This window comes from Streptomyces sp. NPDC000410 (assembly GCF_040300305.1).
Taxonomy (GTDB): Bacteria; Actinomycetota; Actinomycetes; order Streptomycetales; family Streptomycetaceae; genus Streptomyces.
In genome coordinates this window covers 1-25,166 of sequence record NZ_JBEPDM010000006.1, presented here as the reverse complement: position 1 = coordinate 25,166, position 25,166 = coordinate 1, and the positions used below count along the sequence as shown (strand labels likewise).

The 25,166-nt window shown below is 71.5% G+C and carries 29 protein-coding genes and 1 riboswitch; of the genes, 19 read left to right on the top strand and 10 right to left on the bottom strand.

The features are described 5' to 3' along the window. Positions 1 to 96 precede the first annotated feature (96 nt). The gene (locus ABT342_RS09965; RefSeq protein WP_351569738.1) at positions 97 to 399 is read right to left on the bottom strand and encodes a type II toxin-antitoxin system Phd/YefM family antitoxin; all 303 of its coding nucleotides are present in this window, start codon (positions 397 to 399) and stop codon (positions 97 to 99) included. A gap of 56 nt (positions 400 to 455) precedes the next feature. Here ABT342_RS09965 and ABT342_RS09960 point away from each other — a divergent pair, with 56 nt between their 5' ends. The 4 genes from ABT342_RS09960 (at position 456) to ABT342_RS09945 (ending at position 2,974) form a co-directional block, all read left to right on the top strand. Next, a complete protein-coding gene (locus ABT342_RS09960) occupies positions 456 to 1,091 on the top strand; it encodes an ATP-dependent Clp protease proteolytic subunit (protein ID WP_351569735.1) in 636 nt (211 codons plus the stop codon). 7 nt (positions 1,092 to 1,098) lie between these two features. After that, positions 1,099 to 1,407 (top strand): hypothetical protein, encoded by a 309-nt coding sequence (locus tag ABT342_RS09955; protein WP_351569732.1) that lies wholly within the window; start codon positions 1,099 to 1,101, stop codon positions 1,405 to 1,407. A 364-nt stretch (positions 1,408 to 1,771) separates the two neighbouring features. After that, positions 1,772 to 1,927: riboswitch (cyclic di-AMP (ydaO/yuaA leader) on the top strand. A gap of 3 nt (positions 1,928 to 1,930) precedes the next feature. Further along, on the top strand, positions 1,931 to 2,407 hold the full coding sequence (locus ABT342_RS09950) for a C40 family peptidase (RefSeq protein WP_351569729.1): 477 nt from the start codon (positions 1,931 to 1,933) through the stop codon (positions 2,405 to 2,407). A 63-nt stretch (positions 2,408 to 2,470) separates the two neighbouring features. Then, positions 2,471 to 2,974 (top strand): DUF6328 family protein, encoded by a 504-nt coding sequence (locus ABT342_RS09945; RefSeq protein ID WP_351569726.1) that lies wholly within the window; start codon positions 2,471 to 2,473, stop codon positions 2,972 to 2,974. A 15-nt stretch (positions 2,975 to 2,989) separates the two neighbouring features. Here ABT342_RS09945 and ABT342_RS09940 read toward each other — a convergent pair whose 3' ends face one another. After that, positions 2,990 to 3,421: an ATP-binding protein gene (locus ABT342_RS09940; protein ID WP_351569723.1), complete on the bottom strand. Its 432-nt coding sequence runs from the start codon at positions 3,419 to 3,421 to the stop codon at positions 2,990 to 2,992. Between the two features lie 214 nt (positions 3,422 to 3,635). On the opposite strand from ABT342_RS09940, the gene ABT342_RS09935 reads away from it, so the two are divergent. Further along, a complete protein-coding gene (locus ABT342_RS09935) occupies positions 3,636 to 4,493 on the top strand; it encodes a helix-turn-helix domain-containing protein (RefSeq protein WP_351569720.1) in 858 nt (285 codons plus the stop codon). A gap of 15 nt (positions 4,494 to 4,508) precedes the next feature. Next, the gene (locus ABT342_RS09930; protein WP_351569717.1) at positions 4,509 to 4,724 is read left to right on the top strand and encodes a DUF397 domain-containing protein; all 216 of its coding nucleotides are present in this window, start codon (positions 4,509 to 4,511) and stop codon (positions 4,722 to 4,724) included. On the opposite strand, the gene ABT342_RS09925 is transcribed toward ABT342_RS09930, so the two are convergent. Beyond that, positions 4,690 to 5,862, bottom strand: a complete 1,173-nt coding sequence (locus tag ABT342_RS09925; RefSeq protein WP_351569715.1) for an 8-amino-7-oxononanoate synthase — start codon at positions 5,860 to 5,862, stop codon at positions 4,690 to 4,692. The two genes, ABT342_RS09930 and ABT342_RS09925, sit on opposite strands and share 35 nt — an antisense overlap. Positions 5,863 to 6,004: 142 nt before the next feature. On the opposite strand from ABT342_RS09925, the gene bioB reads away from it, so the two are divergent. The 5 genes from bioB (at position 6,005) to ABT342_RS09900 (ending at position 10,933) form a co-directional block, all read left to right on the top strand. Continuing rightward, positions 6,005 to 7,177: a biotin synthase BioB gene (gene bioB, locus ABT342_RS09920; RefSeq protein WP_351569714.1), complete on the top strand. Its 1,173-nt coding sequence runs from the start codon at positions 6,005 to 6,007 to the stop codon at positions 7,175 to 7,177. A 236-nt stretch (positions 7,178 to 7,413) separates the two neighbouring features. Then, positions 7,414 to 8,730 carry an adenosylmethionine--8-amino-7-oxononanoate transaminase gene (locus ABT342_RS09915; protein WP_351569712.1) on the top strand — a complete coding sequence of 439 codons (1,317 nt, stop codon included), beginning with the start codon at positions 7,414 to 7,416 and terminating at the stop codon, positions 8,728 to 8,730. A gap of 376 nt (positions 8,731 to 9,106) precedes the next feature. After that, entirely contained in the window at positions 9,107 to 9,823 is a 717-nt protein-coding gene (gene bioD / locus ABT342_RS09910; protein ID WP_351569709.1) for a dethiobiotin synthase, read from the top strand. A gap of 5 nt (positions 9,824 to 9,828) precedes the next feature. Further along, the gene (locus ABT342_RS09905) at positions 9,829 to 10,167 is read left to right on the top strand and encodes a VOC family protein (protein WP_351569707.1); all 339 of its coding nucleotides are present in this window, start codon (positions 9,829 to 9,831) and stop codon (positions 10,165 to 10,167) included. 73 nt (positions 10,168 to 10,240) lie between these two features. Then, a complete protein-coding gene (locus tag ABT342_RS09900; RefSeq protein WP_351569704.1) occupies positions 10,241 to 10,933 on the top strand; it encodes a class I SAM-dependent methyltransferase in 693 nt (230 codons plus the stop codon). Positions 10,934 to 11,021: 88 nt separating this feature from the next. On the opposite strand, the gene ABT342_RS09895 is transcribed toward ABT342_RS09900, so the two are convergent. The 3 genes from ABT342_RS09895 to ABT342_RS09885 form a co-directional block, all read right to left on the bottom strand. Further along, the gene (locus ABT342_RS09895; protein WP_351569701.1) at positions 11,022 to 11,531 is read right to left on the bottom strand and encodes a hypothetical protein; all 510 of its coding nucleotides are present in this window, start codon (positions 11,529 to 11,531) and stop codon (positions 11,022 to 11,024) included. A 65-nt stretch (positions 11,532 to 11,596) separates the two neighbouring features. Next, positions 11,597 to 11,968, bottom strand: coding sequence for a fic family toxin-antitoxin system, toxin component (locus ABT342_RS09890; protein ID WP_351569699.1), 372 nt, complete (start codon positions 11,966 to 11,968; stop codon positions 11,597 to 11,599). Beyond that, on the bottom strand, positions 11,965 to 12,237 hold the full coding sequence (locus tag ABT342_RS09885; protein WP_351569696.1) for a toxin-antitoxin system HicB family antitoxin: 273 nt from the start codon (positions 12,235 to 12,237) through the stop codon (positions 11,965 to 11,967). Before ABT342_RS09885 ends, ABT342_RS09890 begins: the two co-directional genes overlap by 4 nt. A gap of 107 nt (positions 12,238 to 12,344) precedes the next feature. Here ABT342_RS09885 and ABT342_RS09880 point away from each other — a divergent pair, with 107 nt between their 5' ends. Together ABT342_RS09880 and ABT342_RS09875 are read left to right on the top strand one after the other, a co-directional pair. After that, on the top strand, positions 12,345 to 13,229 hold the full coding sequence (locus ABT342_RS09880) for a TIGR03621 family F420-dependent LLM class oxidoreductase (RefSeq protein WP_351569693.1): 885 nt from the start codon (positions 12,345 to 12,347) through the stop codon (positions 13,227 to 13,229). 237 nt (positions 13,230 to 13,466) lie between these two features. Further along, on the top strand, positions 13,467 to 14,933 hold the full coding sequence (locus ABT342_RS09875; protein ID WP_351569690.1) for an amidohydrolase family protein: 1,467 nt from the start codon (positions 13,467 to 13,469) through the stop codon (positions 14,931 to 14,933). 231 nt (positions 14,934 to 15,164) lie between these two features. Here the strand turns inward: ABT342_RS09875 and ABT342_RS09870 are convergent, their stop codons facing one another. Continuing rightward, entirely contained in the window at positions 15,165 to 16,448 is a 1,284-nt protein-coding gene (locus ABT342_RS09870; protein WP_351569687.1) for an outer membrane protein assembly factor BamB family protein, read from the bottom strand. A gap of 167 nt (positions 16,449 to 16,615) precedes the next feature. On the opposite strand from ABT342_RS09870, the gene ABT342_RS09865 reads away from it, so the two are divergent. The 6 genes from ABT342_RS09865 to mug all read left to right on the top strand — a co-directional run bounded on the left by ABT342_RS09865 (position 16,616) and on the right by mug (position 22,746). Beyond that, positions 16,616 to 17,041: a GNAT family N-acetyltransferase gene (locus ABT342_RS09865; RefSeq protein WP_351569684.1), complete on the top strand. Its 426-nt coding sequence runs from the start codon at positions 16,616 to 16,618 to the stop codon at positions 17,039 to 17,041. 194 nt (positions 17,042 to 17,235) lie between these two features. Continuing rightward, positions 17,236 to 18,648 (top strand): hemolysin family protein, encoded by a 1,413-nt coding sequence (locus tag ABT342_RS09860; RefSeq protein ID WP_351569681.1) that lies wholly within the window; start codon positions 17,236 to 17,238, stop codon positions 18,646 to 18,648. Then, a complete protein-coding gene (locus tag ABT342_RS09855; RefSeq protein ID WP_351569678.1) occupies positions 18,645 to 19,670 on the top strand; it encodes a hemolysin family protein in 1,026 nt (341 codons plus the stop codon). Before ABT342_RS09860 ends, ABT342_RS09855 begins: the two co-directional genes overlap by 4 nt. Positions 19,671 to 19,795: 125 nt before the next feature. Continuing rightward, a complete protein-coding gene (locus ABT342_RS09850; protein WP_351569676.1) occupies positions 19,796 to 20,599 on the top strand; it encodes an SGNH/GDSL hydrolase family protein in 804 nt (267 codons plus the stop codon). 59 nt (positions 20,600 to 20,658) lie between these two features. Next, entirely contained in the window at positions 20,659 to 22,092 is a 1,434-nt protein-coding gene (gene purB, locus ABT342_RS09845; protein ID WP_351569673.1) for an adenylosuccinate lyase, read from the top strand. Between the two features lie 69 nt (positions 22,093 to 22,161). Then, entirely contained in the window at positions 22,162 to 22,746 is a 585-nt protein-coding gene (gene mug / locus ABT342_RS09840; protein ID WP_351569670.1) for a G/U mismatch-specific DNA glycosylase, read from the top strand. 45 nt (positions 22,747 to 22,791) lie between these two features. On the opposite strand, the gene ABT342_RS09835 is transcribed toward mug, so the two are convergent. From ABT342_RS09835 to ABT342_RS09825, 3 genes are read right to left on the bottom strand one after another with little or no spacing between them, the layout of a single operon-like run. Next, positions 22,792 to 23,226, bottom strand: coding sequence for a hypothetical protein (locus ABT342_RS09835; protein WP_351569667.1), 435 nt, complete (start codon positions 23,224 to 23,226; stop codon positions 22,792 to 22,794). 41 nt (positions 23,227 to 23,267) lie between these two features. Further along, a complete protein-coding gene (locus ABT342_RS09830; RefSeq protein ID WP_351569664.1) occupies positions 23,268 to 24,005 on the bottom strand; it encodes an ABC-2 transporter permease family protein in 738 nt (245 codons plus the stop codon). A 2-nt stretch (positions 24,006 to 24,007) separates the two neighbouring features. After that, positions 24,008 to 24,955, bottom strand: a complete 948-nt coding sequence (locus ABT342_RS09825) for an ATP-binding cassette domain-containing protein (protein ID WP_351570330.1) — start codon at positions 24,953 to 24,955, stop codon at positions 24,008 to 24,010. Positions 24,956 to 25,166 lie beyond the last annotated feature (211 nt).

The following is a 25,166-nucleotide window of genomic DNA, read 5'->3' as shown; positions in this document are numbered from 1 at the left end:
GGTTTGACGTTAGGGCGGAAGTTTTTCCGCCGCGTTAACTGATCTTTGGCAGATGCGTGGACATCGGCACGCCGCCACGTGAGGCCGGAGATCGTTCTACGCGCCGCGCCCGTCCGGGCCCGGAGCGCGATGCTCCGCCGCGATGCCGAAGCGGCCGCGTTCGCCGGGAGCGGACGGCGACGCCGTGCCGAGTCGCGAGACAGACGTGATCACGGGCTCCTCGGCCGGCTCCGCGGCCGACGCCAGACCTTCGAGTCTCTCCAGGTCAGCAGCGGAGACCAGGGCGACGAGCGGCTTCCCGTGGCGGGTGACGACCACGCGCTCCCCGCCGTACACCACGCGGTTGATCAGTTCGGCGAGCTCCGCCCTTGCTTGCGTCACCGGAATCTCATAGGCCATGCTCCCATCATAACGGCCTGTACGTCCTGTACATTTTTTACAGAGAGAGGTACGCCATGAACCGGCCTTCCGCCCGCTACGTCCTGCCCGAGTTCACCGAGCGCACGAGCACCGGCATCCGCTCCCTCGACCCGTACTCGAAGCTGCTGGAGGAGCGGATCATCTTCCTCGGCGCACCGGTCGACGACACCTCGGCCAACGACGTCATCGCGCAGTTCCTGCACCTCGAGTACGCCGCCCCCGACCAGGACATCAACCTCTACATCAACTCCCCCGGCGGACCCATCACCGCGATGTCCGCCATCTACGACACCATGCAGGTCGTCACCTGCGACGTGGCGACGACCTGCCTGGGCCAGGCCGCCTCCACCGCCGCCGTCCTGCTCGCGGCCGGCGCGCCCGGCAAACGCATGGCCCTGCCCGGCGCCCGTATCGTCGTCCAGCAGCCCGCACTGGACGAACCGATGCGGGGCATGCCGAGCGATCTGGACATCCAGGCACGGGAATTGCTGCGGCTGCGCGAGCAGATGGCCGCGATGCTGGTGCGCCACACCGGACGGAGCGCCGACCGCGTCGCCGCCGACATCGAGCGCGACACCGTCTTCGACGCCGGCGCGGCCAAGGAGTACGGCCTCGTGGACCACATCATCAAGAACCGCAAGACGTCAGCCGCTTCGCTCGGCGCGCGGTGAGCCCGCCGTGCTGCCGCCTGAACTGCCGCCACTGCCCGCACTGACGCGCGCCGAAAGTGAGCTCATCGACCGCTATCTCGACGTCGTCGACCTGCTGGGACGGATCAATCCGGCCCGGGGCACCCACACCTACGGAGCCCTGCGCGCCGCTCAGGCGCTGGCCGGACAGGCGGCGGCCCTGCGCGACGCGCTCGCACTGATGCACGCACGCGGCGAGAGCGAGCTGCACACGCCCACCCTGGCCCGCGCGCTGCGGGTGCTGGACGGGGAACGGCGCGCGGCCCGGATCACCGTTCCGCCCGAGTCGGCGAGTTGACGGCGAGGAACCTGAAGGGGCATCGGATGGCCGACTCGCGGTCCGGAGGCGTACGAGTGGGTGTCGCCCAACCGGAGTAGTCGCCCCTTCAACTTTAGTACCGGGCGAGTTGCGCCTCGCGATGAGGCATTCGGCGCAATCGACCGTTCCGTTGCTGGTACGAGGCTCGTTATGCAGCGGCTCATAGTCAGCCAAACGGCTCTGCCCACCCAAATGGATCAGTGGTGAGGAGACTCACAAAACGTCGTTTCGGCTCGGAAATCCGGCAGGTCGTGAGTCAAGATCCCTGGGACGACAAGCCCCCGCCACCGCGGCGGGGCGGTCCGGGCGGACGCCGAGTCCTGCCGCCGCACCGGATGACTGGTCGACAGGAGTGCTTCGGCAGGAGTGGAGGACCCGAGCAGTACGGTCCGGCAGCGCACCATCGCCGGTCCTTGGGGTGAAGCCGTTCACGCGGCCGGGCATCTTCGCAGGTCCGAACCCGACAGGTCATCCTTCACAGGCGGCTGACGAAGGGTTGCGCATGACTGCGCAGAAACATCTCCCGGCCGTGCTCTCTCGGACGGGCGCCGTCTCGGCTCTCACCATCGCCGCCGTCGGCGGCTCCCTGCTCCTGCCGGGCGGCACGTCCGAGGCCCACGCCGCCTCGGCCCACGCGACGAAGGCGCTCGACATCGCCGCGTCGAAGAGGGGAGCACCGTACAAGTACGGGGCGACAGGCCCCTCCCGCTTCGACTGCTCGGGGCTCACGCTCTACTCGTACAAGAAGGCCGGCAAGAGCCTGCCACGCACGGCACAGCAGCAGTACAACCGCACCCGGCACATCTCGGCGTCCGAGCGGAAGGCCGGTGACCTGGTGTTCTTCCACTCCGGCCAGTACGTGTACCACGTCGGCATCTACGCCGGTGAAAACAAGATCTGGCACTCCCCGAAGACCGGCTCCGTGGTGAAGCTGGACAAGATCTGGTCGCGGAGCGTCTGGTACGGCCGTGTGAACTGACCGGACCGACCCGATCGGCTCAGTGCGTGGCATGTTCCGCTCGGTTCGGGCTACTCGTCAACCATGCCTGACGACAAGGCCCGCTCCGAGCGGGACGAGACACCGGCGGAGCGCGCCGACCGCAACTTCGCCGAGCTCCTCCAGGAGCTGCGCGTGATCCAGACCGGCGTACAGATCCTGTTCGCCTTTCTGCTGACCCTCGCCTTCACCGCGGGGTTCCCCTCGCTGGACTCCTTCCAGCGCGGTACGTACGTCACGACACTGATGCTCGCGATGCTGTCCGCGGCGCTCTTCATGGCGCCGGCGGCGCTCCACCGGGGCCTGTTCCGCAGGGGCGCCAAGAAGGAGATCGTCTCGGTCTCCTCGCGGCTCGCCGCGATCGGCATGGGCGTGCTGGCTCTGGCGCTGACCGGTTCGGTGCTGCTCGTGGTCGATGTCGTGCACGGCACACCCGAGGGGATCATCGCCGCCGCCGCGACCCTGCTCACCTGCACCGGGTTGTGGGCCGTACTGCCCTGGGCCGTGGGGCGCAGGCCCGGCGTGCGGGACGAGCCACAGCCGGACTGAGGCCGGGTCGGCGGTTCAGTTCTGGACGGGAGCCGTCCACGGCAGGGCGATCCAGACGGTCTTGCCGCCCTCCGGTGTGGGGGTGACGGAGAGCCGGCCCCCGCATTCGGCGGTGAGCCAGCGGATGATCACCATGCCGCGCCCGTTGTCCTGCTGGACCGCCGCGGGGAGCCGCTGCGGCCAGCGCGGATGGCTGTCGGTGACGCCGATGCGCAGCTGTTCGTCGCGCTCGAGCCGTACGTCGACCGTGAAGGTCGGCGACTGGCCGAAGGTGTGCTGCACGGCGTTGGTGGCGAGTTCGGAGACGATCAGCCGGACGGTGTCGGCCGCTTCGGCCTCCCCGGGCAGCCCCCATTCGGTGAGTACGCCGGAGACGTATCTCCGCGCGGCCGAGACCGAGGCGGGATCGCTCGGCAGAGTGACGGATGATTCCTGGTGGTCTGCCATGGCGAGCTGTCCCTTTCCCACCGGGGCCGGATGACCTGAATGGCCTCGGATTGCGCTTCGCGCCAGAGTGCCACTGTTGGTGCCGTCGTTGGTGGCGATCCCCCAAGATATGCATATATCTGTCGCTCGAAGCGGTGAACTCTGCGACGCGAGACCCTATTTGGGCGCAGTATGGATGGCTGCCCCGAAGCTGGGCCGGAAGGAGGCGGCAGCCATGCGGCATGGTCCCGCGGTGCGTCGGCGCAAGCTCGGTGAGGAACTGCGCGGGCTGCGGGTCGACGTGGGCCTCACCAGCCGGGAGGCCGCGCGGCTCGTGGGATGGCACCAGTCGAAGGTGAGCCGGATCGAGACCGGTGCGAGCGGGGTGCGCCCCGACGATGTGGTCCGGCTGCTCGACGCGTACGGGGTGCGCGACCTCCGGCTGCGGGAGCTGCTGGAGGCCCTGGCGGGCTCGGCCGGCGGTGGGGGCACGGGCTGGTGGCACGCCTATCGCGGGGTGATCCCGCCCCAGTACCGGGACTTCATCAGCCTGGAGTCGCAGGCCTGTGCGGCGCGCACGCTGGAGACGTCGGTGGTGCCGGGCCTGTTGCAGACGCCGGACTACGCGCGGGCGGTGACCCGTTCGGCGCTCGGCGGGGTGTCCGCGGCGACGGTGGACTCGCTGGTGGAGGTGCGGCTCGCCCGCCAGGAGGTGCTGCGGGCGTCCCGCCCGCTGACCCTCTGCGCCGTGCTGGACGAGGCGGTGCTGCGGCGGCAGGTGGGCGGCCCCCGGGTGATGCGCGCACAGCTGCGCCGGGTGCTGGAGGTGGCCCAACTCCCGCATGTGCGGCTCCAGGTGCTTCCCTTCTCGACGGGTGGTTATGCGGGCCTCACCGGACCGTTCGTTATCTTCTCCTTTCCGAACACTTCTGATCTGGATGTGGTCGTTCTTGACCACTTGACGAGTAGCCTCTATCTGGAACGGAAAGAAGACCTTGAGGCGTACGGCGCCGCTTTCCGCACGATGCAGGCGCATGCGCTCCCGCTCCACGACTCGTTGGATCTCATCGCCGGGATCAATGACGGCGCGTAGGGAAGGCAACCCCCCATGTCCCAGGTCTGCACCCCATGGCAGCGCAGCAGCCGCAGTGTCGGAATGAACAACTGTGTCGAGACGGCCTGTTACGCCGACGGCGCGCTGGCCGTGCGCGATTCCAAGCACACCGAGCGGCCGCACCTGCGCTTCTCCCCGGAGGCGTGGAGCAGCTTCGTGCGGCACTCGGCGGAGTTCAGCGCGGCGGCGCGGTCCGCAGGAGCGCGCTGACCGCCGCCTCGATCTGCTGATCCGTGAGGTCGGCGCGGGCCGTGAGCCGGATCCGCGAGATCCCGTCCGGCACGGACGGCGGCCGGAAACAGCCGACAGCCAGCCCTTCGGCGCGGCAGTCCGCCGCCCACCGTACGGCCGACTCCGGCGACGGAGCCTGTACGGAGACGACGGCCGCGTCCGGGCGGGCGGCGGTCAGGCCCGCGCCCGTCAGCCGCTCGTGCAGCGTGGCGGCGACCGCGCGGGCGCGGTCCGCGAGGCCCGGGTCGCGGCGCAGCAGCCGCAGGCTCGCGAGCGCCGCGCCCACGGCGGCCGGGGCGAGTCCGGTGTCGAAGATGAACGTCCGGGCCGCGTTGACCAGGTGGTCGATGACCCGCGCCGGGCCGAGGACGGCACCGCCCTGGCTGCCCAGGGACTTGGACAGGGTGAGCGTGGTGACGACGCCGGGCGCGCCCGCGAGCCCCGCGGCGTGCGGCGCTCCCCGGCCGCCCGCGCCGACGACGCCGAAGCCGTGCGCGTCGTCGACGACCAGGGCCGCCGGGCCGTGCGTACGGCAGGCGTCCGCGAACTCGCGCAGGGGCGCGGCGTCGCCGTCGACCGAGAAGACCGAGTCGCTGACCAGGAGGGCGCGGCGGCCGGGATGCGCGTCGAGGGTCTTGCGTACGGCCTCCGGATCGGCGTGCGCCACGACCGCGGTCTCGGCGCGGGAGAGCCGGCAGCCGTCGACGATCGAGGCGTGGTTGCCCGCGTCCGAGACGATCAGGGACCCGTGCGCGCTGAGCGCGGTGAGCGCGGCGAGGTTGGCCGCGTATCCGGAGGAGAACACGAGAGCGGCTTCGAACCCGCAGAACTCGGCCAGCTCCCGCTCCAGTTCCGCGTGCAGCTCGGTGCTGCCGGTGACCAGCCGGGAGCCGGTGGCACCCGCCCCCCAGCGCCGGGCCGCCTCGGCCGCGGCCGCCGTGATCTCCGGCCGCCTGGTGAGGCCGAGGTAGTCGTTGCTCGCGAGATCGAGCAGGGTGGCGTCGGCGGGGCGCGGCCGGAGCGTGCGCACGAGTCCGGCGTCCGCGCGGCGGCGCGCCGCGTCGTCCGTCCAGTCGAAGGGAGTCCACTCGAAAGGATCGTGGGGCACCTGAGGCATGGTCCGGTCCTTTTGTAGGCTGCGTACAGACCCTAGCTGGGGACGTGCGAGGTCAGAGTGTGGCCATACACACACCTCGTTCAGCGTGTGTTGTGGGGTTCCTCCTTGGAAACGGGGTGTCCGGTAGGCAAGGATCTGCGCCATGGACCTCCTGAACACGCTGGTGGACAAGGGCCTGCGGCGCGAGCTGCCGACCCGCGAAGAAGCGCTCGCCGTGCTGGCGACCTCCGACGACGAACTGCTCGAAGTGGTGGCCGCGGCCGGAAAGGTGCGCCGTCAGTGGTTCGGGCGGCGGGTGAAGCTGAACTATCTGGTCAATCTGAAGTCCGGGCTGTGTCCCGAGGACTGCTCGTACTGCTCCCAGCGGCTCGGCTCCAAGGCGGAGATCCTCAAGTACACGTGGCTGAAGCCTGACGAGGCGTCCGAGGCCGCGGCCGCCGGCGTCGCGGGCGGCGCGAAGCGGGTGTGCCTGGTCGCCAGCGGCCGGGGTCCGACCGACCGGGACGTGGACCGGGTCTCACAGACCATCGAGGCGATCAAGTCCCAGAACGAGGACGTCGAGGTGTGCGCCTGCCTCGGGCTGCTCTCCGACGGCCAGGCGGAGCGGCTGCGGGCCGCGGGCGCGGACGCGTACAACCACAACCTGAACACGTCCGAGGGGACGTACGGGGACATCACGACCACCCACACGTACGCCGACCGGGTGGACACGGTCCAGAAGGCGCACGCGGCCGGTCTTTCGGCCTGCTCGGGGCTGATCGCGGGCATGGGCGAGAGCGACGAGGACCTGGTCGACGTCGTGTTCGCGCTGCGCGAGCTGGACCCGGACTCGGTTCCGGTGAACTTCCTGATCCCGTTCGAGGGCACGCCGCTCGCCAAGGAGTGGAACCTCACCCCGCAGCGTGCGCTGCGGATCCTTGCGATGGTGCGGTTCGTCTGCCCGGACGTGGAAGTACGGCTGGCGGGCGGCCGCGAGGTCCATCTGCGGACCCTCCAGCCGCTGGCGCTGCACCTCGCCAACTCGATCTTCCTCGGCGACTACCTGACCAGCGAGGGCCAGGCCGGCAAGGCCGACCTGGAGATGATCGCGGACGCGGGCTTCGAGGTGGAGGGCGCGGACACGACGACGCTGCCGGAGCACCGCGCGGGCGGCGGCTGCGGCTCGGCGTGCGGCGGCGACGGCGGTTCGGTGTGCGGCGACGGCGGTTCCGCCGAGGCGCCCACCGAGGTCCCCTCGGCCGCGGCGGAGGCCCGTACGGACCTGGTGGCGGTGCGCCGCCGGGGCGCCGGCACCGACCTCGCGCCCAATGCCTAGGGGGTGTCCGGTGGATCAGGCTGGATCAGCGAGCTGGGGGCACCTCCCGGCCCCCCAGGGCCCAGGGGGAGTCATGCGGCTTCGGATCCGCGGAGGAAGGAGTCATGGTGGTGGGGGTACCTCCCGTGCCCGAAGGGCTACGGGGGACCATGCCTACTGACGACAATGCTGGGGGTACCTCCCAGGCCGACAGGCCTAGGGGGAGAGACGGAGTCGCAGGGCGTCGCGAGCCCAGCATGATCCGCCGGACACCCCCTGAGTCACTGGGGGCCCGCGAACTGGTGGCCCTGGACCGGGCCCACGTCTGGCACCCGTACGGCCCCATGCCGGGGCGCACCGACCCGCTGGTCGTGGAGTCGGCGTCCGGGGTACGGCTCCGGCTCGCCGAACCGGCGTACGGGCAGCGTGAGTTGGTCGACGGGATGTCGTCGTGGTGGTCGGCGATCCACGGCTACAACCACCCGGTGCTCAACGAGGCGGCGCGTGGCCAGCTGGACCGGATGAGCCATGTGATGTTCGGCGGCCTCACCCATGAACCGGCCGTCCGGCTGGCGGCGACGCTCGTGGAGATCACACCGGAGCCGCTCCAGCACGTGTTCCTCTGCGACTCGGGGTCGGTGTCCGTCGAGGTCGCCGTCAAGATGTGCCTGCAGTACTGGCGCTCGGTCGGGCGGCCGCGCAAGCAGCGGCTGCTGACCTGGCGCGGTGGGTACCACGGGGACACCTGGCAGCCGATGTCGGTGTGCGACCCCGAGGGCGGGATGCACGAGCTGTGGTCGGGGGTGCTGCCGCGGCAGATCTTCGCGGACGCGCCGCCGGCCGGGTACGAGGAGTACGACGCGTCGTACGCGTCCCATCTGCGCTCGCTCGTCGCACGGCACGCGGACGAGCTGGCGGCGGTGATCGTGGAGCCGGTGGTGCAGGGCGCGGGCGGGATGCGGTTCCACTCCCCCGCGTATCTGAGGGTGCTGCGGGAGGCCTGCGACGAGCATGACGTGCTCCTCGTGTTCGACGAGATCGCGACCGGGTTCGGGCGCACGGGCGCCCTCTTCGCGGCGGAGCACGCGGGGGTCTCGCCCGATGTGATGTGCCTCGGCAAGGCGCTCACCGGTGGCTATCTGACGATGGCGGCGACGCTGTGCGCCTCGCGGGTCGCGGAGGGCATCTCGCAGGGCGAGGTCCCCGTGCTGGCCCACGGGCCGACGTTCATGGCCAACCCGCTGGCCTCCGCCGTGGCCTGCGCCTCGATCGACCTGTTGCTCTCCCAGGACTGGTCCTTGGAGGTCAAACGCCTGGAGGCGGGCCTGCGCGACGGCCTCTCGGAGGCGCGGTCGCTACCGGGCGTCAAGGACGTCCGCGTCCTCGGCGGCATCGGCGTCGTCCAGCTCGACCACCCCGTCGACATGCCCGCGGCGACGGCAGCGGCGGTCCGCGAGGGCGTCTGGCTGCGGCCGTTCCGCGACCTGGTGTACACGATGCCGCCGTACGTGACGGGCGACGAGGACATCGCCCGCATCACCCGGGGGGTGTGCGCGGCTGCGCGAGCGGGGTGAGGCGGGGGGCGGGAACCGCCGGGGGGCCTGCGGCGGGCTTTGTCCCCTACCCGCCCCTTCCCGCAGTGTCGATGTGCGGCTCCGCCGCGTGCGGGGGCTCCGCCCCCGGACCCCGCGCCTCAATCGCCGGCGGAGCTGGAAGATCCAGCCCGTCTGGGGGTCCCCCCACGCCCGCCAGGGCGTAGGGGGAGATTGAGGACACGGCCGAAGGCCGAACGGGGGCCTGGGGGCTTGCCCCCCCCACGCGGCGGAGCCGCAAATCGACACTGCGGGAAGGGGCGGGTAGGGGAAAGGCCCGCCGCAGGCGCCCCATCACTCGCACCCCACCCCCACGCACCACCCACCCCCCCCCAACCCCCACCACAAGGAGCCGCACATGCCCATCACCATCGTCACCGGAACCGGCACCGAGATCGGGAAGACCGTCGTCACCGCCGCCGTCGCCACCGCAGCCGCCCGGCAGGGGCGGAAGGTGGCCGTGCTGAAGCCCGCGCAGACCGGGGTCCGGGCCGGAGAGCCCGGAGACGCCCAGGAGGCCGTGCGGCTCGCCGGGGCGGACGTCACCGGGGTGGAACTCGCGCGGTTTCCTGAGCCGTTGGCCCCGGACACGGCCGCGCGCCGCGCCGGCCTGCCCCAGGTGACGCCGCACGACGTGGCGGAGGCCGCCGAGAAGCTCGCGGCCGAGTACGACCTCGTCCTGGTCGAAGGCGCCGGCGGCCTCCTCGTACGGCTGGACGACGCGGGCGGCACGCTCGCCGACGCCGCCCGGCTGCTGCGCGCCCCCGTGCTGGTCGTCGCGCCCGCCGGGCTCGGCACCCTGAACATGACCACGCTCACGACCGAGGCGCTGCGTGCCCGCGGCCTGCACCCGCTCGGTGTCGTGATCGGCAGCTGGCCCGCCGCACCCGATCTCGCCGCGCGCTGCAATCTCGCGGACCTGCCCGCCTCGGCGGGCGCGCCCTTGCTCGGCGCCGTACCGGAGGGCTCGGGCGCGCTGGCTCCGCAGACGTTCCGCGCCCAGGCCCCCGGCTGGCTCGCGCCGTTGCTCGGCGGCACCTGGGACGAGGCCGCCTTCGCCTCGGCCGTACGATGACGATCATGCGAGCACGAGTCTACGAAGTCGTCTTCGACTGCGCGGAGCCCGCCGCTCTCGCCCAGTTCTGGTCCGCGCTGCTCGGCGGCGAGCCGGTCGTGCGCAGCGACGACTGGGCGTACATCGAGCCGCCTGAGTTCGTACGTGTCGCCTTCCAGCGCGTCCCCGAGGGCAAGGCGGCCAAGAACAGGCTCCATCTGGACCTGGACGCGGGCGATGTCGACGCGGCCGCCGAGGAGGCGGTCCGCCTCGGTGCGACCCGAGTCGGCGACCCGGTCACGGATGCTCAAGGGCGTTTCCAGGTGCTGCTGGATCCCGAGGGGAACGAGTTCTGCTTCGTGTGAGCGTGTGGCAGGCGGGCTGACCGGGGCCGGTACGGGGGAGAATCCTCCTATCGCCAGTCGAAGGAGGCCCAGGATGCCGCTTCGCCGTCCGAAAGTCCCCCGGGACGCCGTGTACCACCCCGTCTTCGCCCGCTTCTACGCACGGATCAGTGTGACCGCCGACGAGAAGCACGGCGTGGCCGCCCATCGCGAGGAACTGCTCGCCGGCCTGTCCGGCCGGGTGATCGAGATCGGCGCGGGCAACGGGCTGAACTTCCCGCATTACCCCACCGCCGTCTCCGAGGTCGTCGCCATCGAACCCGAGCGCACCCTGCGCCGGTTGGCGGTGACCGCGGCACTGCGCGCCGACGTGCCCGTCGATGTGGTGCCGGGCGCGGCCGAGGCGCTGCCGGTCAAGAGCGAGGCGTTCGACGCCGCCGTCGTGTCCTTGGTGCTGTGCTCCGTACGGGACGTGCCGCGCACCCTCTCGGAGATCCGGCGGGTGCTGCGTCCCGGCGGGGAGATGCGCTTCTTCGAGCACGGGATCGCCCCGGGCCGGGCGATGGCCACGGCCCAGCGCGCCCTGGACCGTACGGTGTGGCCGCGCCTGCTCGGCGGCTGCCACACGGCGCGCGATCCGATCGCCGCGGTCAGGGCCGCCGGATTCGAGCTGGGACCGTACCGCCGGGTGCGCGTTCCGGAGAAGGGGCCGCAACTGCCCACGTCCTTCGCCGTGCTGGGAGTGGCGCGCCGACCGTACGTGGCCGACGCGCCGAGGGTTCCCTAGCGGCCTTGCTCACGCCTTGGGCGGCACCCTTGCCTCAGCTCCTGACCTTGCCCTTGCCCATGCAGCGTCCCCGGCCCTAGCGCCCGCCCTAGCCCTTGGCGGCGCCCTCGCCTTCGTTCTTGTCCAGCTCGTCGGCGAACGCCCGGAGCGCGTCGGCCAGTTCCTTCTTCGTCGGCAGCTGGTCGACCTTGGTGTTCAGCTCGTCGATGCGCTTGGACAGGTCGTCGAGGTCGGCGGGATCGGTGGGCGCCGGGTCGCCCGGGTCCGACGGACCCGGATCCGGGTCCGGGGGTACGGTCGGCTGCGGGGACGAGGTCGGGTTGTCGCCGCCACCTTCGCTCCCGCCGACGCTCCCGCTGCCGCCGGTCGTACCGCCGCCGTCGACCGAACCGCCCACGGACGCTCCGGAGGTCCCGCCGCCGTCGGCCGAGCCACCGGTGTCCGGGGGCGGAGTCTCGTTGCTGACGCCGACACCACTCGGTCCGTCCGGCGCACCCGCTGCGATCGCCCCGCCGATGCCGAACAACGCGATCGCCGCCGTCGCTCCCGCCAACGCGAGGGCTATTCGTCTCGTACGTGCGTTCTGTTTCTGTGCCATGCGCCGCAATGTAGCCAGACGTCACGCCCGGACGGGCGTCTTCCGGCGGTCTTCCCAGCATCCGGTCACCGGGTCCATTGCCGCAGCTCACCGGCGATGGTCCGGACGTCCGCCTTTCCCTCCTTCACCAGCCGGGCCAGATCCCGGACCTGCTCGGGCGAGGTGACCACCTTCAACCCGGAGGCGACGAGATAGCCGTACGCGACGGCCGAGGCGAACATCGCGTTGGAGTGCTCGAGCGCGGGAACGTGCAGCAGCAGCTGCAACAGCGACGCGGCGCGCGTGTGGGGATCGCTGTATACCGGGGTGCCGAAGATCTCCGCCTCATGGCGGCTGACGGCGGCGACGAGCGCGCCCCAGTCGGTGACCTGCGGATCGCCGGGCGTCTTGTGCTCGGCGACCATGAGGAGCCAGGGAAGGTCGATGGAGAGGTTCAACGCTTTCCTGCACGCCCCGCGCCGGAGCCGTCCGAGCCGAGCCCTTCCGAGCCGAGGCCCTCCGCGCCGAACTCCTCCGCGAACACCGACTCGTACTGCTTCATGAAGTCGGCGGCGGCCTCGACGAAGGTGCGCCCCACCTCGCCCGCGTCCTGCTGGACGAGCTCTTCGATGTAGCGGTTCACGCTCACCCCCCGCTGCTGCGCCCGCCGACGTGCGGCCTCGGCGGTGGTCTCGTCCACGCGTACGTTCAGCTGAGTCTTGGCCACATCATCAAGCTAGCGCGCCCGCGCTAGCACCGGCAAGAGCGGAGCTACCCCTCCACCCCGGGCCGTCGTAGGGTCGGTGTGAACTACCGCCGAGCTGAGGAGACTTCATGGTCAGGCCGTTTCGCTTCGGGGTAAACATGCTGACGCCCGCACAGGGCGACGAATGGCGCAAGCGGTGCCGCCGGGCGGAGGAACTCGGCTACGACGTGATCCACGTGCCGGACCATCTGGGCATGATGGCACCGTTCCCCGCCCTGGTCGCCGCCGCGGAGGCGACGGAACGGCCCCGGGTCGGGACGTTCGTCCTCAACGCCGGTCTCTGGAATCCCACGCTGCTCGCGCGGGAGGTCGCCACCACCGACGCGCTCACGGGGGGACGGCTGGAGCTGGGGCTCGGCACCGGCTACGTGAAGGAGGAACACGACCTCGCGGGGCTGGAGTTCCCGTCGGCGGGCAAGCGGGTCGACCATCTGGTGCGTACGGTCGAAGAGGTCGAGCGGCTCCTCGCCGACGAGGAGCACGTACCGCCGGTGCCGCAGCGCCCCCGGCCGCCGCTGCTGATCGGCGGGAACGGCGACCGGGTGCTGCGACTGGCCGCCGAGCGCGCCGACATCATGGCCTTCACCGGGGGCCGCACCACGGGCGGCCGGGTGACGGTCCTCACCGCCGAGGAGCTGGACGACCGCGTGGCGGCGTACCGCGCCCTGGAGGCCGAGGCCGGGCGGGAGACGCCCGCCGAGCTGAACCTGCTCGTCCAGATCGTCCGGATCGCCGACGACCGCCGGGCGGCCGTTCGGGACGTGCTGCCCCGCCTCCCGAACCTCACCGAGGAGCAGGCACTGGAGCTGCCGCTGCTCACCGCCGGGACCGTCCGGCAGATCGCCGACCAGCTGCGGGAGCAGCGCGAGCGCTACGGGTTCTCGTATCTGACCGTGCTCGATCCGAACATGGAGGCGTTCGGCCAGGTGATCGAGGAGCTGCGGGGCAGCTGAACCACGACTCGGTCGCGGAGGGCACGGGCCCGGTCACGTCGACCGGGGCGGCCCTCCCGGCCGAGCCGCTCCAGCGAGTCAACATATCTCGCCCACCGGAAAGTTTTTTCCGCCAACGTCTATCAAAGCGCTACCCGCTGGGAATGATGCGTGTAACCTCCCGCCTTTGCCTGACGCTCCGTCATCACGTCGCCCAGGGCGGGCCTTCCGTAACTTCCCGTCGGGAGGGAACACGCCATGGAGTTACGTCCCAGCGCACCGTCGGCCCCCGGCTCACCATCGGCCCCCGGCTCACCGTCGACCCCCAGCCGCCGTGGCCTCCTCGCCGGCCTCGGCGTGGCCGTGGCCGCTCCGCTCGTCCTCGGCTCCACCGCCCGCACCGCCGCTCGAAGCGGCCCCGCGCAGCCGTTCGACCCGGTCGGCCGTACGACCCTGCTCCGGGGCGCGTCCCTGGTGCTCACCATGGACCCCGCCCTGGGTGACGGCCCCCTCGGTGCCGTCCGGAACGCCGACGTGCTGATGCGGGACGGCGCCATCGCCGCCGTCGGGTCCGGGCTCCCAGTGCCGTCCGGCGCCCGGGTCGTGGACACGTCCGGCAAGGTGGTCATGCCGGGCTTCGTGGACGTCCACACCCACCTGTGGCAGACCTCGATCCGCGGCGGCTGCGCCGACCGCGACCTGTTCGGCTGGCTCGAAAGATGCAACGCTCCAGGCCGCAACCGGCTCACTCCCGCCACCGTGTACAGCTTCGTCCGGCTCGCCGCTCTCGACGCCGCGCAGTCCGGTGTGACCACGCTCGTCGACTGGGTGGACATCTTCGCCTACGACACCATCGAGAGTTACGTGCGGGCCCTGGCCGACACCGGGGTGCGGTTCACCTACGCGATGTTCCCGCCCCGGCCCGACGCGACGCTGGTCACCAAGGTGAAGAAGGAACTCGTCGACCCGGCGCCACTCGGCTCCTTCCAGGTCGCCACCCATGCGACACGGGCCAACCAGCACCTCAACCACGCGCACTGGGAGGCCGCCCAGGAGCTGGGCGTCATGCTCAACAGCCATGTCCTCGAACGCCCCGGCCAGCGCGACGAGGACCCGATCGGGGTCCTCACCGACATCGGCGCGCTGGGCCCTCGGCTGCTGATCAACCACGCGATCCACCTGACCGACGCCGAGATCGCCGCCGTCGCCGCCCACGACACGCGCGCGGCCCACTGTCCGCTGAGCAATATGCGGCTGGCCTCCGGAATCATGCGGCTGCCCGACTTCGCACGGCGAGGCGTCAAGGTCGGCCTCGGGCTGGACGGCGGCACCAACGACACGTCGGACTTCCACGCCCTGATGAAGACGGCCATCGGCCTGCAACGGGCCCGCTCGACGGACGCCGGAGTCTTCCCCCAGGTGCACGACGTCCTGCGGATGGCCACGCTGGGCGGCGCCGAGGCCATCGGCGTCGACAGCCAGGTGGGCTCGCTGACACCCGGCAAGCGGGCCGACGTGGTCGTGATCAACCCGGCCGCGCTGAACTTCGCACCGCGGGTCGACTGGATCAACCAGACCGTCTTCAACGGACGGCCGGAGAACGTCCACGCGGTGTTCGTCGACGGCCGGCCGCTGAAACTGGACGGGCGGCTCGTCGACGTCGACACCGACCGTGTCGTACGGGAGGCCGAAGCGGCGGCCACCCGGCTGCGCGAGGCCGCGTAGGCGCGCGGGGCGACCAGGCACGAGCGCGGCGCACACCGGCGCCCCGAGAAGCTGCGCCGCGCCGCCGAACCCCGGGGCCGCAGCGTCGGCGACGCCGGATGTCGCCGGGCGATGGCCGACATCAGCGCGCCTGGCCGGGCGGGCTTCCCGGGCCTCGGGGTCGGGGCCTGCCCCCCGCCGCCTCCGACGTCGTAGTCGCAGGGGGGCGCGGAGGAGTCATTCCGCCCGGTGTCACCAGGTCCGGTAGGCCGAGAAGGGCTGCAGGTCTCCGTCGCCCCAGCGGACGGCGATGAACAGGTCCTCGTGCCGGAACAGGTCCGCGAGCTCGGTGTTGTTGCCGTTGTCCGTGTCGCGGGAGAACGTACGCTCGTCCACCGTGTCGCCCGTGGCCGAGTCGTAGACGTACAGCTCGTCGAGGCCCTTCCGGGAGTGGGTGAAGACCGTCACACGGCCGTTGCCGACGTGCATCGCCGTGATCTCCCGCCAGGCGCCGTAGTCCTCCGAGGTCCACACCTCGTTCCCGCTCGCCAGGTCGAAGGCGACGACGCCGCCGGAAACGACGAAGAGCTTTCCGCCGGCGACGGCCGCGTCGCGGCCGATGACGTCGATCTGCCCCTGCCGGCTGCCGTCCTGCCCGAAGGCGAGGTAGGCGTGCACGCCGTGCTCCACCGGCTCCTGGACCTTCAGCACCGCCGGTTCGGCGGACACGAAGGACATGAAGGAGTCCGCGGCGACGGGTCGCCGGTCGCCGAGCGGAACGGTCCATCGAGCCTTGCCGTCGGCCGGGTCGAAGGCGGCGAGCTTCGCTTCGGTGTCGCACTCCAGGGCGGCGAGCACCTGCTTCGGCGCGACGGCGACCTGGCGCGGGAGGCAGCCCTTCGGTACGGCGGCCTTCCAGCGCGGAGCGCCGGTCCGCAGGTCGAAGGCGCGCAGCGCCTGGTCGCCGGCGAGCACGGGCGGTGCGCCCGCCTCCGGTTCCTCGCCCCAGCGCTCGTCCTCGTCGCGGAGCACGGCGAGACCGGCTCCGGTGGCGACGACGTCGGACTCGTCCTTCGGGTCACCGGAGCCCGGCCTGCGGTCGGTGCGCCACAGCTCGCGGCCGTCCTTCAGGTCGATCGCGGCGACGGTGGCACAGCCCTTGCCCTCCATGAGGCCGATCAGCGCGACGGAGTCGGCGGCGGCGGTGCTGGTGGCGCAGATCTCGGCCCGGCCGGGCACGGCGTACTGCCAGCGGCGCTTCCCCGTCCCGGCGTCGAAGGCGGTGACGGCGTCGAACCGGCTGCGGACGACGGTGTCGCCGACGGCCCAGGCCGCGTTGCCGTACTCGGCGGCCCGCCGGTCGAGCGGGGCATCCCAGACGCGCTCCATCGAGTCACCCGGCAGGTTGCCCGTCTCGGAGGCGACGCAGGAGGCGATGCCTCCGACGAGGGCGAGCGGAACACCGATCAGGACCAGCACGGCGGCCGCCCAACGGAATGGCCCCGGTGGTGTGCTGTCGGTCGTGCGCGTTGCCATACGGATCCCCACCCCTGGCTCGAAAACGTCGAAGCCTCGTCAGGGTAGAGGACTCAAGATCATCCGCGCCGCTCGGTCGGGACGAGGCGCGGCATCAGGTTCGGCGGCCCGACCCCCGGCGCACAAACCGTTCGCCGCGCGGACCGGCGTTCTGCTTGGCTCAGCCCATGGACGATCTCCACATCCGCCCCGCCACCCTCTCCGACATCGACGCCGTGCTGTGGTTCTGGCGCGAAGCCGCGGAAGGAACGAGCATCAGCGACGACCACGACGGAGTGGCCCGACTCCTCTCGCGGGACCCCGAAGCCCTGCTCCTCGCGGAGCGCGACGGCGTCCTGACGGGCACCGTGATAGCGGGCTTCGACGGGTGGCGATGCTCCGCCTACCGGCTGGCCGTACGCCCGGACCGCCGTCGGCAAGGAATCGCCACCGCCCTGATGGAAGCGGCGGAGAAACGATTCGCGGCCCTGGGCGGGCGGCGGGTCGACGCCATGGTCCTGGAAGTCAACGAACGGGCACACCACACGTGGGCCGCGGCCGGCTACCGGCGCGAGGACCACTGGCGGCGCTGGGTCAAGCCGCTCACCGGCTGAGCACCACGCCACGCCCCACGCGTTGCCGATCGCCCCGGGCTTTGCCGGTCCTTTACCATGGATGATTCAGTCGTCACTGAGTGAACTGAGTGAAGGGTGTGAGCGTCGCCCATGGGCGAACCTCCCCGTAGCAGTCGTCACGGCCGTCGCGCGGTCCCCCTCCCCCTGACCGATCATGGAATGGGGGTGACCCGATGACCGAAGTGCTGCTCCTGTTCGTGGCGGTACTGCTCGCCCTCGCCTGCGGCGGCTTCGTCGCGGCGGAGTTCTCGCTCACGACGGTCGAGCGCGCCGACCTCGAAGAGGCCGTGAAGCGCGGCGAGCGGGGCGCGGCGAGCGCGCTCAAGGCCGTCCGCGGACTCACCTTCCAGCTCTCCGGCGCGCAGCTCGGCATCACCGTCACCAATCTGGTGGTCGGCATGCTCGCCGAGCCGTCGATCGCCAAGCTGATCAGCGGCCCCCTGCAGGCCCTCGGGATGTCGCCGTCCGTCGCGTCCTCGGTGGCCCTGGTCATCGGCACGGGTCTGTCCACCATCGTGCTGATGGTCGTCGGGGAACTCGTTCCGAAGAACTGGGCGATCTCCTCGCCGCTCGCGGTCGCCAAGGTCGTCGCCACCCCGCAGCGGATCTTCTCGGCGTCCTTCCGGCCGCTGATCGGTCACCTCAACAACACGGCCAACCGCATCGTGCGCCGGCTCGGCCTGGAGCCGACGGAGGAGCTGGCGTCCGCGCGCAGCCCCCAGGAGCTCGTCGCCCTGGCCCGGCACTCCGCCAAGGAGGGCGCGCTGGAGGCGGACACCGCCGAGCTGTTCGTACGGACCCTCAATCTGGCCGAGCTGACCGCGGAGAACGTGATGACGCCGCGCGTCCAGGTCACCGCCCTCGATGTGCAGGCGACCGCCGAGGACGTAGCCAACGCCACACGGGCCACCGGGCTGTCGCGCTTCCCGGTCTACCGGGGCAGCCTCGACACCGTCGTCGGGATCGCGCACATCAAGGACGTCCTGGCCGTTCCGGCCGAGCTCAGGCCCCGCCATTCGGTCGCCGAGCTGCTGCGCGAGCCGCTGCTGGTTCCCGAGACCCTGACGGTGGACCGGCTGCTGGACCGGCTCTACGGAAAGCTGACGATGGCGGTCGTCATCGACGAGTACGGCGGTACGGCCGGGGTCGTGACGCTGGAGGACATCGTCGAGGAGGTCGTCGGCGAGGTCCGCGACGAGCACGATCCGCACGAGACGCCGGATCTCGCCAGGGCGGGTGAGGACGCCGACGGCCGGGCGCTGTGGTCGGCCGACGGCGCGGCCCGTACCGACCAGCTCGAAGCGATCGGGCTGCGGGTGCCGGAGGGGCCCTACGAGACGCTCGCCGGGCTGATCGCCACCGAGGTGGGCCGGATACCTGCCGTCGGCGACGGCATCGAGCTGGCCGGCTGGCGCCTCGATGTCGTGGACGCCTCGGGGCGGCGGGCGGCGCGGGTGCTGATGCACGCGCCGCTGCCGTCGGACGAGGAGGAGGAAGAGGGCGAAGGCAGAGCGAGAGGCAGGGGGAAGGGGAGGCGGAAGGGCAGGGGCCAGGACGGCGCGCGTGAGGGGAGGTTCCGGCGATGACCGCGATCCAGCTCTTCATCGGTTTTCTGACGCTGGTCGTCAACGCGTTCTTCGTCGGCGCGGAATTCGCCCTGATCTCCGTGCGGCGCAGCCAGATCGAGCCGATGGCACAGGCCGGGGACCGGCGAGCCCGCAGTGTCATCTGGGGTCTGGAGCATGTCGCGGCGCTGCTCGCCGCGGCCCAGCTCGGCATCACCCTGTGCACGCTGGTGCTCGGTGTGGTCGCGGAACCGGCCATCGCCCATCTGCTGGAGCCGGTGTTCGATGCCTTCGGGGTGCCGCACGGTCTGGTGCATCCGATCTCGTTCGTGATCGCTCTGGCCGCAGCGACGTATCTGCACATGCTGCTGGGCGAGATGGTGCCGAAGAACATCGCGCTGGCCGAGCCGACGCGGACGGCGCTGATGCTCGGCCCGCCGCTGGTGGCCCTGGCCCGGGCGCTGCGCCCGGTGATCTTCGCGATCAACGCCTTCGCGAACGCGCTGCTGAAGCTGTTGCGGGTGGAGGCGAAGAGCGAGGTCGCCGCGACCTTCACGGACGACGAGCTGGCCCGGATGGTGCGGGACTCCGGCGACGCCGGGCTGCTGGACGACCGGGCGGCCGAGCGGCTGCACGACGCGCTGGAGCTGGGGCGCCGCCCGGTGGCCGATGTGGTCATGCCGGTGGAGCGGGTGGTGTACGCGCAGGTGGGGACGACCCCGGAGGAGCTGGAGCGGCTCTCGGCGGCGTCGGGCTTCTCCCGTTTCCCCGTCGTCGACAGCACCCGCCACATCCTCGGCTATCTCCATGTGAAGGACGCGCTGGACGAGATGCCGCGCGACAGCCCGTTCCCGGTGACGGCGTTGCGGCCGATCGCCCGGGTACGGGCCTCCACGCCGCTCGACGACGTACTGAGCGCGATGCGCCGCAGCCGTACCCACCTCGCGGCGGTGATCGACGAGAGCGGCCGGCCGGCCGGTCTGGTCACGCTGGAGGACGTCCTGCGCGAGCTGGTCGGGCCGCCGACTGAGCGTTCGGGCTGACGTCGCCCGGTGGAGACCGGGGCCGCTACGGCTCGGCTCTGGGCGCTTGTGGCCGAGATCGACTCTGTGGACGAGCTCCGTTGCGGACGAGGCGCCGCGTTACCGCGCGGTAGGATCACCCCGCCATGGAGATGAATGCCACGTACACCAGTTTCGTCGCGGTCGGGGACTCGTTCACCGAAGGAATGTCCGATCTGCTGCCCGACGGCTCGTACCGTGGCTGGGCCGACCTCCTCGCCGCGCGGCTCGCGGCCCGTACGCCCGGATTCCGGTACGCCAACCTCGCCGTACGCGGAAAGCTCATCGGCCAGATCGTGGCGGAGCAGGTGGACGCGGCGGCCGCGATGAACGCGGATGTGGTGACGCTCGTGGGCGGCCTCAACGACACCCTGCGCCCCAAGTGCGACATGGGCCGGGTGCTGGGGCTGCTGGAGGAGGCCGTGGAACGGCTGGCTCCGGCGTGCGGGCAGCTCGTGCTGATGCGCAGCCCGGGGCGCCGCGGCCCGGTCATGGAGCGGTTCCGGCCGCGCATGGAGGAGCTGTTCGGCCATATCGACGGCCTGGCGGCGCGGCACGGCGCGCTGGTCGTGGATCTGTACGGGGCCGAGGTGCTCGGGGACCAGCGGCTGTGGGACGTGGACCGGCTGCATCTGACCGGTGAGGGGCACCGCAGGGTCGCGGAGGCGGTGTGGCAGATGCTGGGCCTGACCGCGCAGGGCGACTGGCGCGAGCCGCTGCCCCCGGCGGTGCGCCCGCGCTGGACGGACCGGCGGACGGCGGACGTCCGTTTCGCCCGGCAGCATCTGGCGCCCTGGATCGGGCGGCGGCTGACCGGGCGTTCGTCGGGTGACGGCCGTCCGGCGAAGCGACCCGAGCTGCTGCCGTACGACGTGCCGTACGAGATCCCCGAGGACCCCCGGGTCTCGTAGCAAGCCACAAACCAGGGCGGAGCGCCGACCTGCGCAAACCGCCAGTAGAATCCCTGCACGTGACTGCAAAGCCTCGCATCCCCAATGTCCTGGCCGGCCGCTACGCCTCCGCGGAGCTCGCCGTCCTCTGGTCCCCCGAGCAGAAGGTGAAGCTGGAGCGGCAGCTCTGGCTGGCCGTGCTGCGTGCCCAGAAGGACCTCGGGATCGAGGTGCCGGACGCCGCGCTCGCCGACTACGAGCGCGTGCTCGACCAGGTCGACCTCGGCTCCATCGCGGAGCGCGAGAAGGTCACCCGGCACGATGTGAAGGCGCGGATCGAGGAGTTCAACGCCCTCGCCGGCCACGAGCACGTCCACAAGGGCATGACCTCGCGTGATCTGACCGAGAACGTCGAGCAGCTGCAGATCCGGCTCTCGCTGGAGCTGATGCGGGACCGCACGGTCGCCGTGCTGGCGCGTCTGGGCAAGCTCGCCGGTGAGTACGCGGAGCTGGTCATGGCGGGCCGCTCGCACAATGTCGCGGCCCAGGCCACGACGCTCGGCAAGCGCTTCGCGACGGCCGCCGACGAGCTGCTGGCGGCGTACGGACGGCTGGAGGAGCTGCTCGGCCGCTACCCGCTGCGCGGGATCAAGGGCCCGGTCGGCACCGCCCAGGACATGCTGGACCTGCTCGGCGGTGACGCCGCGAAGCTGGCCGACCTGGAGCAGCGGATCGCGGGCCACCTCGGCTTCGCCCAGGCCTTCACCTCCGTCGGTCAGGTCTACCCGCGCTCGCTCGACTACGACGTCGTGACGGCCCTGGTGCAGCTGGCCGCCGCGCCGTCCTCGCTGGCGAAGACGATCCGGCTGATGGCCGGGCACGAGCTGGTCACGGAGGGCTTCAAGCCCGGCCAGGTCGGCTCGTCCGCGATGCCGCACAAGATGAACACCCGCTCCTGCGAGCGCGTCAACGGCCTGATGGTGATCCTGCGCGGCTACGCCTCGATGACCGGTGAGCTGGCGGGCGACCAGTGGAACGAGGGCGACGTGTCCTGCTCGGTGGTGCGCCGGGTCGCGCTGCCGGACGCGTTCTTCGCGTTCGACGGTCTGCTGGAGACCTTCCTGACGGTGCTCGACGAGTTCGGCGCCTTCCCGGCGGTCGTCGCCCGGGAGCTGGACCGGTACCTCCCCTTCCTCGCGACCACCAAGGTCCTGATGGGCGCGGTGCGTGGCGGCGTCGGCCGCGAGGTCGCCCACGAAGCCATCAAGGAGCACGCGGTCGCCTCCGCCCTGGCGATGCGCGAGCAGGGCGCCGAGCGCAACGAGCTGCTGGACAAGCTCGCCGCCGACGACCGCATCCCGCTGGACCGGGACCAGCTCGACGCGCTCATGGCGGACAAGCTGTCCTTCACGGGCGCGGCGGGCGACCAGGTCGCTGCCGTGGTCTCCCGGATCGAGGAGATCGCCAAGCAGCACCCGGAGGCCGCCGGATACGCTCCGGGATCGATCCTCTGACCGGGAGGTCCCGATGACGCGGATGAACCCGACGGCGTCGCGTGCGCGTCGGACGACCGGGGCGGGCGGATGACCCGGTTCACGCCCGCCGAGCTGGAGGCCGCCCGCGATCGCCTCGTCCCTGACGTGATCGCGGACGGCCTGTCCGTCCTGTTCTGCGGGATCAACCCCGGTCTGATGACGGCCGCGACGGGACACCACTTCGCCCGGCCCGGGAACCGCTTCTGGCCGGTGCTCCATCTGTCGGGCTTCACGCCGCGCCGGCTGATGCCGTCCGAGCAGGACGAGCTGCTGACGTACGGGCTCGGCATCACCAATGTCGCGGCGCGGGCCACCGCCCGGGCCGACGAGCTCAGCGACGAGGAGTTCCGCGAGGGCGGCCGGATCCTCACCGAGAAGGTGGAGCGGCTGCGGCCGCGCTGGCTCGCGGTCGCCGGGGTCACGGCCTACCGCACGGCCTTCGGCGACCGCAAGGCGCGCATCGGACCGCAGGAGCGGACGATCGGCGAGACCCGGATCTGGGCGCTGCCCAATCCGAGCGGCCTCAACGCCCATTGGACGGCACAGACCATGGCGGAGGAGTACGCCAGGCTACGGGCGGCGGCCACTGCGGACATCCCCGCCCTGTCGGACGGGCCGCTGGACACCCTCTAGGGCCTGTCTTGGGGATCGAGCCCGGCACGATCCGAACGGCAGGCCCTAGGGCGGATCGGTCTCCGTGACGACGGCCAGCAGCTGGTACGGGAGCTCGGTGTCCCATTTCGAGACGCCGAGCAGCACCCACCGGCCGTCCACGCGCCACAGATGCACATCGGGCACGCAGGCGCTGAGGAAGTCCCACGGCTGCGGTATCTCCTCCCCCTCGGACGATCTGGTGAACAGCGAGCTCAGGCTGACGGTCTGAGGCTCTCCCCAGCGCCCGGTCAGCAGCGCCGCGAGTGCCTCGCGCTCCGCCTCGTACTGCTCCTCGACCAGATCCATGTGCGACCGGTCCTCCCAGAAGTCCTCGCTCGTGCTCAGCTCGGCGGTGTGGAAGCCGGGACCGCTGTCGCCCACGTCGGATCTGCCGGACCGCGCCGGGAAGGCGCGGGAGCGCAGCAGATCGATGGTCGCCAGATGCCGTGCGAGGGTCATGGGGTTCAGTAAAGCGGTGCCCACTGACAACTGGCGGTCCGTCAGGCGTCCCGGCGCCGCAGCGCCCACCATCCGGCCAGCACCGCGACGGCGGTCCAGGCGGCGGTCACCGCGAGGCCGGTCCAGGGACCGAGATCGCCCTCGGGGTGCTGGTGCACGACCAACTGCCCCGCCCGGTCGGGAAGATACTGGGCGATGCCGCCGGATACGTCCCCGACGACGAACGACACGATCAGGACCAGGGGGACGAGGATGCCGAGCACGGCCACCCCACTGCGCAACAGCGCGGCGAGCCCCGCGGCGAACAAGGCCATCAACGCCAGGTAGATCCCGCTGCCGACGACGGATCGCAGGCCGCCCGGGTCGCCGAGGCCGATGCCCGGGTCGCCCATCAGCTCCTGGCCCGTCAGGAACGTGACGAGGCCGGTCACGAGGCCCACGGCCAGTGCCAGAGCCCCGGTCACCGCCAGCTTCGCCGTGTAGAACAGCCCTCGGCGCGGCACGGCGGCCAGCGAGATCCGCAGGGCACCAGTGTGGTACTCGGACGAGAACGCCAGGGCCCCGAAGGAGATCGCCGCGACCTGGCCGAAGAGGAGTCCGTAGAAGGAGAGGAAGACGGGGTCGAAAGGTCCGTCGCCCCGCTCCGGCTCCCCCAGGGCCCCGCAGGCCAGCGCGGTGAAGGCCACCGACGCCGCGAAGACCGCGAGGAGCGACCCGGTGCCGGACCTGAGGGACCTGATCTTGATCCACTCGGAGTGGAGTGCTGCGGAGAACGGCATGGTCAGACCTCCTGCCGGGTCGTGGGCGCCGCCGCCGCCCGCGGCGCGGCCGCGTGCGAGGTCTCGGTGGCGGTGAGATCGAGATAGGCCTGCTCCAGGGAGGCCTGCTGGTCGGACAGTTCGAGAATCGCGATCCCCTCGCGGGCGGCGATCGTGCCGATGTCCTCCGCGCGCGCTCCGTCGACGGTCCAGCGGCCGTCGTCCGCCGGCCGGGCGGCGTACCCCAGGCGGGCCAGCACCGCGCTCAGCCGGTCCGGATCCGTGGTGCGCAGCCTGACCTGCGGCGTGCCGCTCGCGTCGATGAACTCCCGCATCGAGGTGTCGGCGAGCAGCCGTCCCCTGCCGAGGACGACGAGATGATCGGCGGTGGCCGCGGTCTCGGCCATCAGATGGCTGGACACCAGGACGGTACGGCCCTCGTCGGCGAGGGAGCGCATCAGCTCCCGGATCCAGATGATCCCTTCGGGATCGAGACCGTTGGTGGGCTCGTCGAGCATCAGCACGGCCGGGTCGCCCAGCAGGGCGGCGGCGATACCGAGGCGCTGCCGCATGCCCAGCGAGTACGTCCGGATCCGCCGCCGGGCGACGTTCGCGAGCCCCACCTCGTCCAGGACTTCGCCGACCCGCCGCGCGGGGATGCGGTTGCTCGCGGCGAGCGCGAGCAGATGGCTTCTCGCGGTGCGGGAGCCGTGCGCGGCCTGGGGGTCGAGCAGGGCGCCCACGTGGCGCAGCGGCCGGTCCAGTTCCGCGTAGCCGCGTCCTGCGACCTGCGCCGTGCCCGAAGTGGGGCGGTCCAGGCCGAGGACCAGGCGCATGGTCGTGGACTTTCCCGACCCGTTGGGGCCGAGGAATCCGGTGACCCGGCCGGGCCGCACGCTGAAGGTGAGCCCGTCCACGGCGCGAACACCGCCGTACTCCTTGCTGAGTTCACGTACCTCGATGGCTGTCATGCCGTCGAGACTGCCCGAACGGCCGGAAGCGGTGCTTCCCCCGACGGTGCCGATCTTCTCCCCCATCCGGGGGAGTTGGTTGTCGGAGGCGGCTGTCACGATGGGCACATGCGGCTGCCCTACCTTTCAGTGGTGGGTTTGAACTGATCATTCGTAAGATCGGTGGACCCAGGGGCTCTGGGTATGGCTGCATGCGGTGCGCCGTAGATGG

Coding starts and splice junctions, on each gene's coding strand:
- ABT342_RS09965 (WP_351569738.1), bottom strand. CDS start 399: ATGGCCTATGAGATTCCGGTGACGCAAGCAAGGGCGGAGCTCGCCGAA.
- ABT342_RS09960 (WP_351569735.1), top strand. CDS start 456: ATGAACCGGCCTTCCGCCCGCTACGTCCTGCCCGAGTTCACCGAGCGC.
- ABT342_RS09950 (WP_351569729.1), top strand. CDS start 1,931: ATGACTGCGCAGAAACATCTCCCGGCCGTGCTCTCTCGGACGGGCGCC.
- ABT342_RS09945 (WP_351569726.1), top strand. CDS start 2,471: ATGCCTGACGACAAGGCCCGCTCCGAGCGGGACGAGACACCGGCGGAG.
- ABT342_RS09940 (WP_351569723.1), bottom strand. CDS start 3,421: ATGGCAGACCACCAGGAATCATCCGTCACTCTGCCGAGCGATCCCGCC.
- ABT342_RS09935 (WP_351569720.1), top strand. CDS start 3,636: ATGCGGCATGGTCCCGCGGTGCGTCGGCGCAAGCTCGGTGAGGAACTG.
- ABT342_RS09930 (WP_351569717.1), top strand. CDS start 4,509: ATGTCCCAGGTCTGCACCCCATGGCAGCGCAGCAGCCGCAGTGTCGGA.
- ABT342_RS09925 (WP_351569715.1), bottom strand. CDS start 5,862: ATGCCTCAGGTGCCCCACGATCCTTTCGAGTGGACTCCCTTCGACTGG.
- bioB (WP_351569714.1), top strand. CDS start 6,005: ATGGACCTCCTGAACACGCTGGTGGACAAGGGCCTGCGGCGCGAGCTG.
- ABT342_RS09915 (WP_351569712.1), top strand. CDS start 7,414: ATGATCCGCCGGACACCCCCTGAGTCACTGGGGGCCCGCGAACTGGTG.
- bioD (WP_351569709.1), top strand. CDS start 9,107: ATGCCCATCACCATCGTCACCGGAACCGGCACCGAGATCGGGAAGACC.
- ABT342_RS09905 (WP_351569707.1), top strand. CDS start 9,829: ATGCGAGCACGAGTCTACGAAGTCGTCTTCGACTGCGCGGAGCCCGCC.
- ABT342_RS09900 (WP_351569704.1), top strand. CDS start 10,241: ATGCCGCTTCGCCGTCCGAAAGTCCCCCGGGACGCCGTGTACCACCCC.
- ABT342_RS09895 (WP_351569701.1), bottom strand. CDS start 11,531: ATGGCACAGAAACAGAACGCACGTACGAGACGAATAGCCCTCGCGTTG.
- ABT342_RS09880 (WP_351569693.1), top strand. CDS start 12,345: ATGGTCAGGCCGTTTCGCTTCGGGGTAAACATGCTGACGCCCGCACAG.
- ABT342_RS09875 (WP_351569690.1), top strand. CDS start 13,467: ATGGAGTTACGTCCCAGCGCACCGTCGGCCCCCGGCTCACCATCGGCC.
- ABT342_RS09870 (WP_351569687.1), bottom strand. CDS start 16,448: ATGGCAACGCGCACGACCGACAGCACACCACCGGGGCCATTCCGTTGG.
- ABT342_RS09865 (WP_351569684.1), top strand. CDS start 16,616: ATGGACGATCTCCACATCCGCCCCGCCACCCTCTCCGACATCGACGCC.
- ABT342_RS09860 (WP_351569681.1), top strand. CDS start 17,236: ATGACCGAAGTGCTGCTCCTGTTCGTGGCGGTACTGCTCGCCCTCGCC.
- ABT342_RS09855 (WP_351569678.1), top strand. CDS start 18,645: ATGACCGCGATCCAGCTCTTCATCGGTTTTCTGACGCTGGTCGTCAAC.
- ABT342_RS09850 (WP_351569676.1), top strand. CDS start 19,796: ATGGAGATGAATGCCACGTACACCAGTTTCGTCGCGGTCGGGGACTCG.
- mug (WP_351569670.1), top strand. CDS start 22,162: ATGACCCGGTTCACGCCCGCCGAGCTGGAGGCCGCCCGCGATCGCCTC.
- ABT342_RS09835 (WP_351569667.1), bottom strand. CDS start 23,226: ATGACCCTCGCACGGCATCTGGCGACCATCGATCTGCTGCGCTCCCGC.
- ABT342_RS09830 (WP_351569664.1), bottom strand. CDS start 24,005: ATGCCGTTCTCCGCAGCACTCCACTCCGAGTGGATCAAGATCAGGTCC.
- ABT342_RS09825 (WP_351570330.1), bottom strand. CDS start 24,955: ATGACAGCCATCGAGGTACGTGAACTCAGCAAGGAGTACGGCGGTGTT.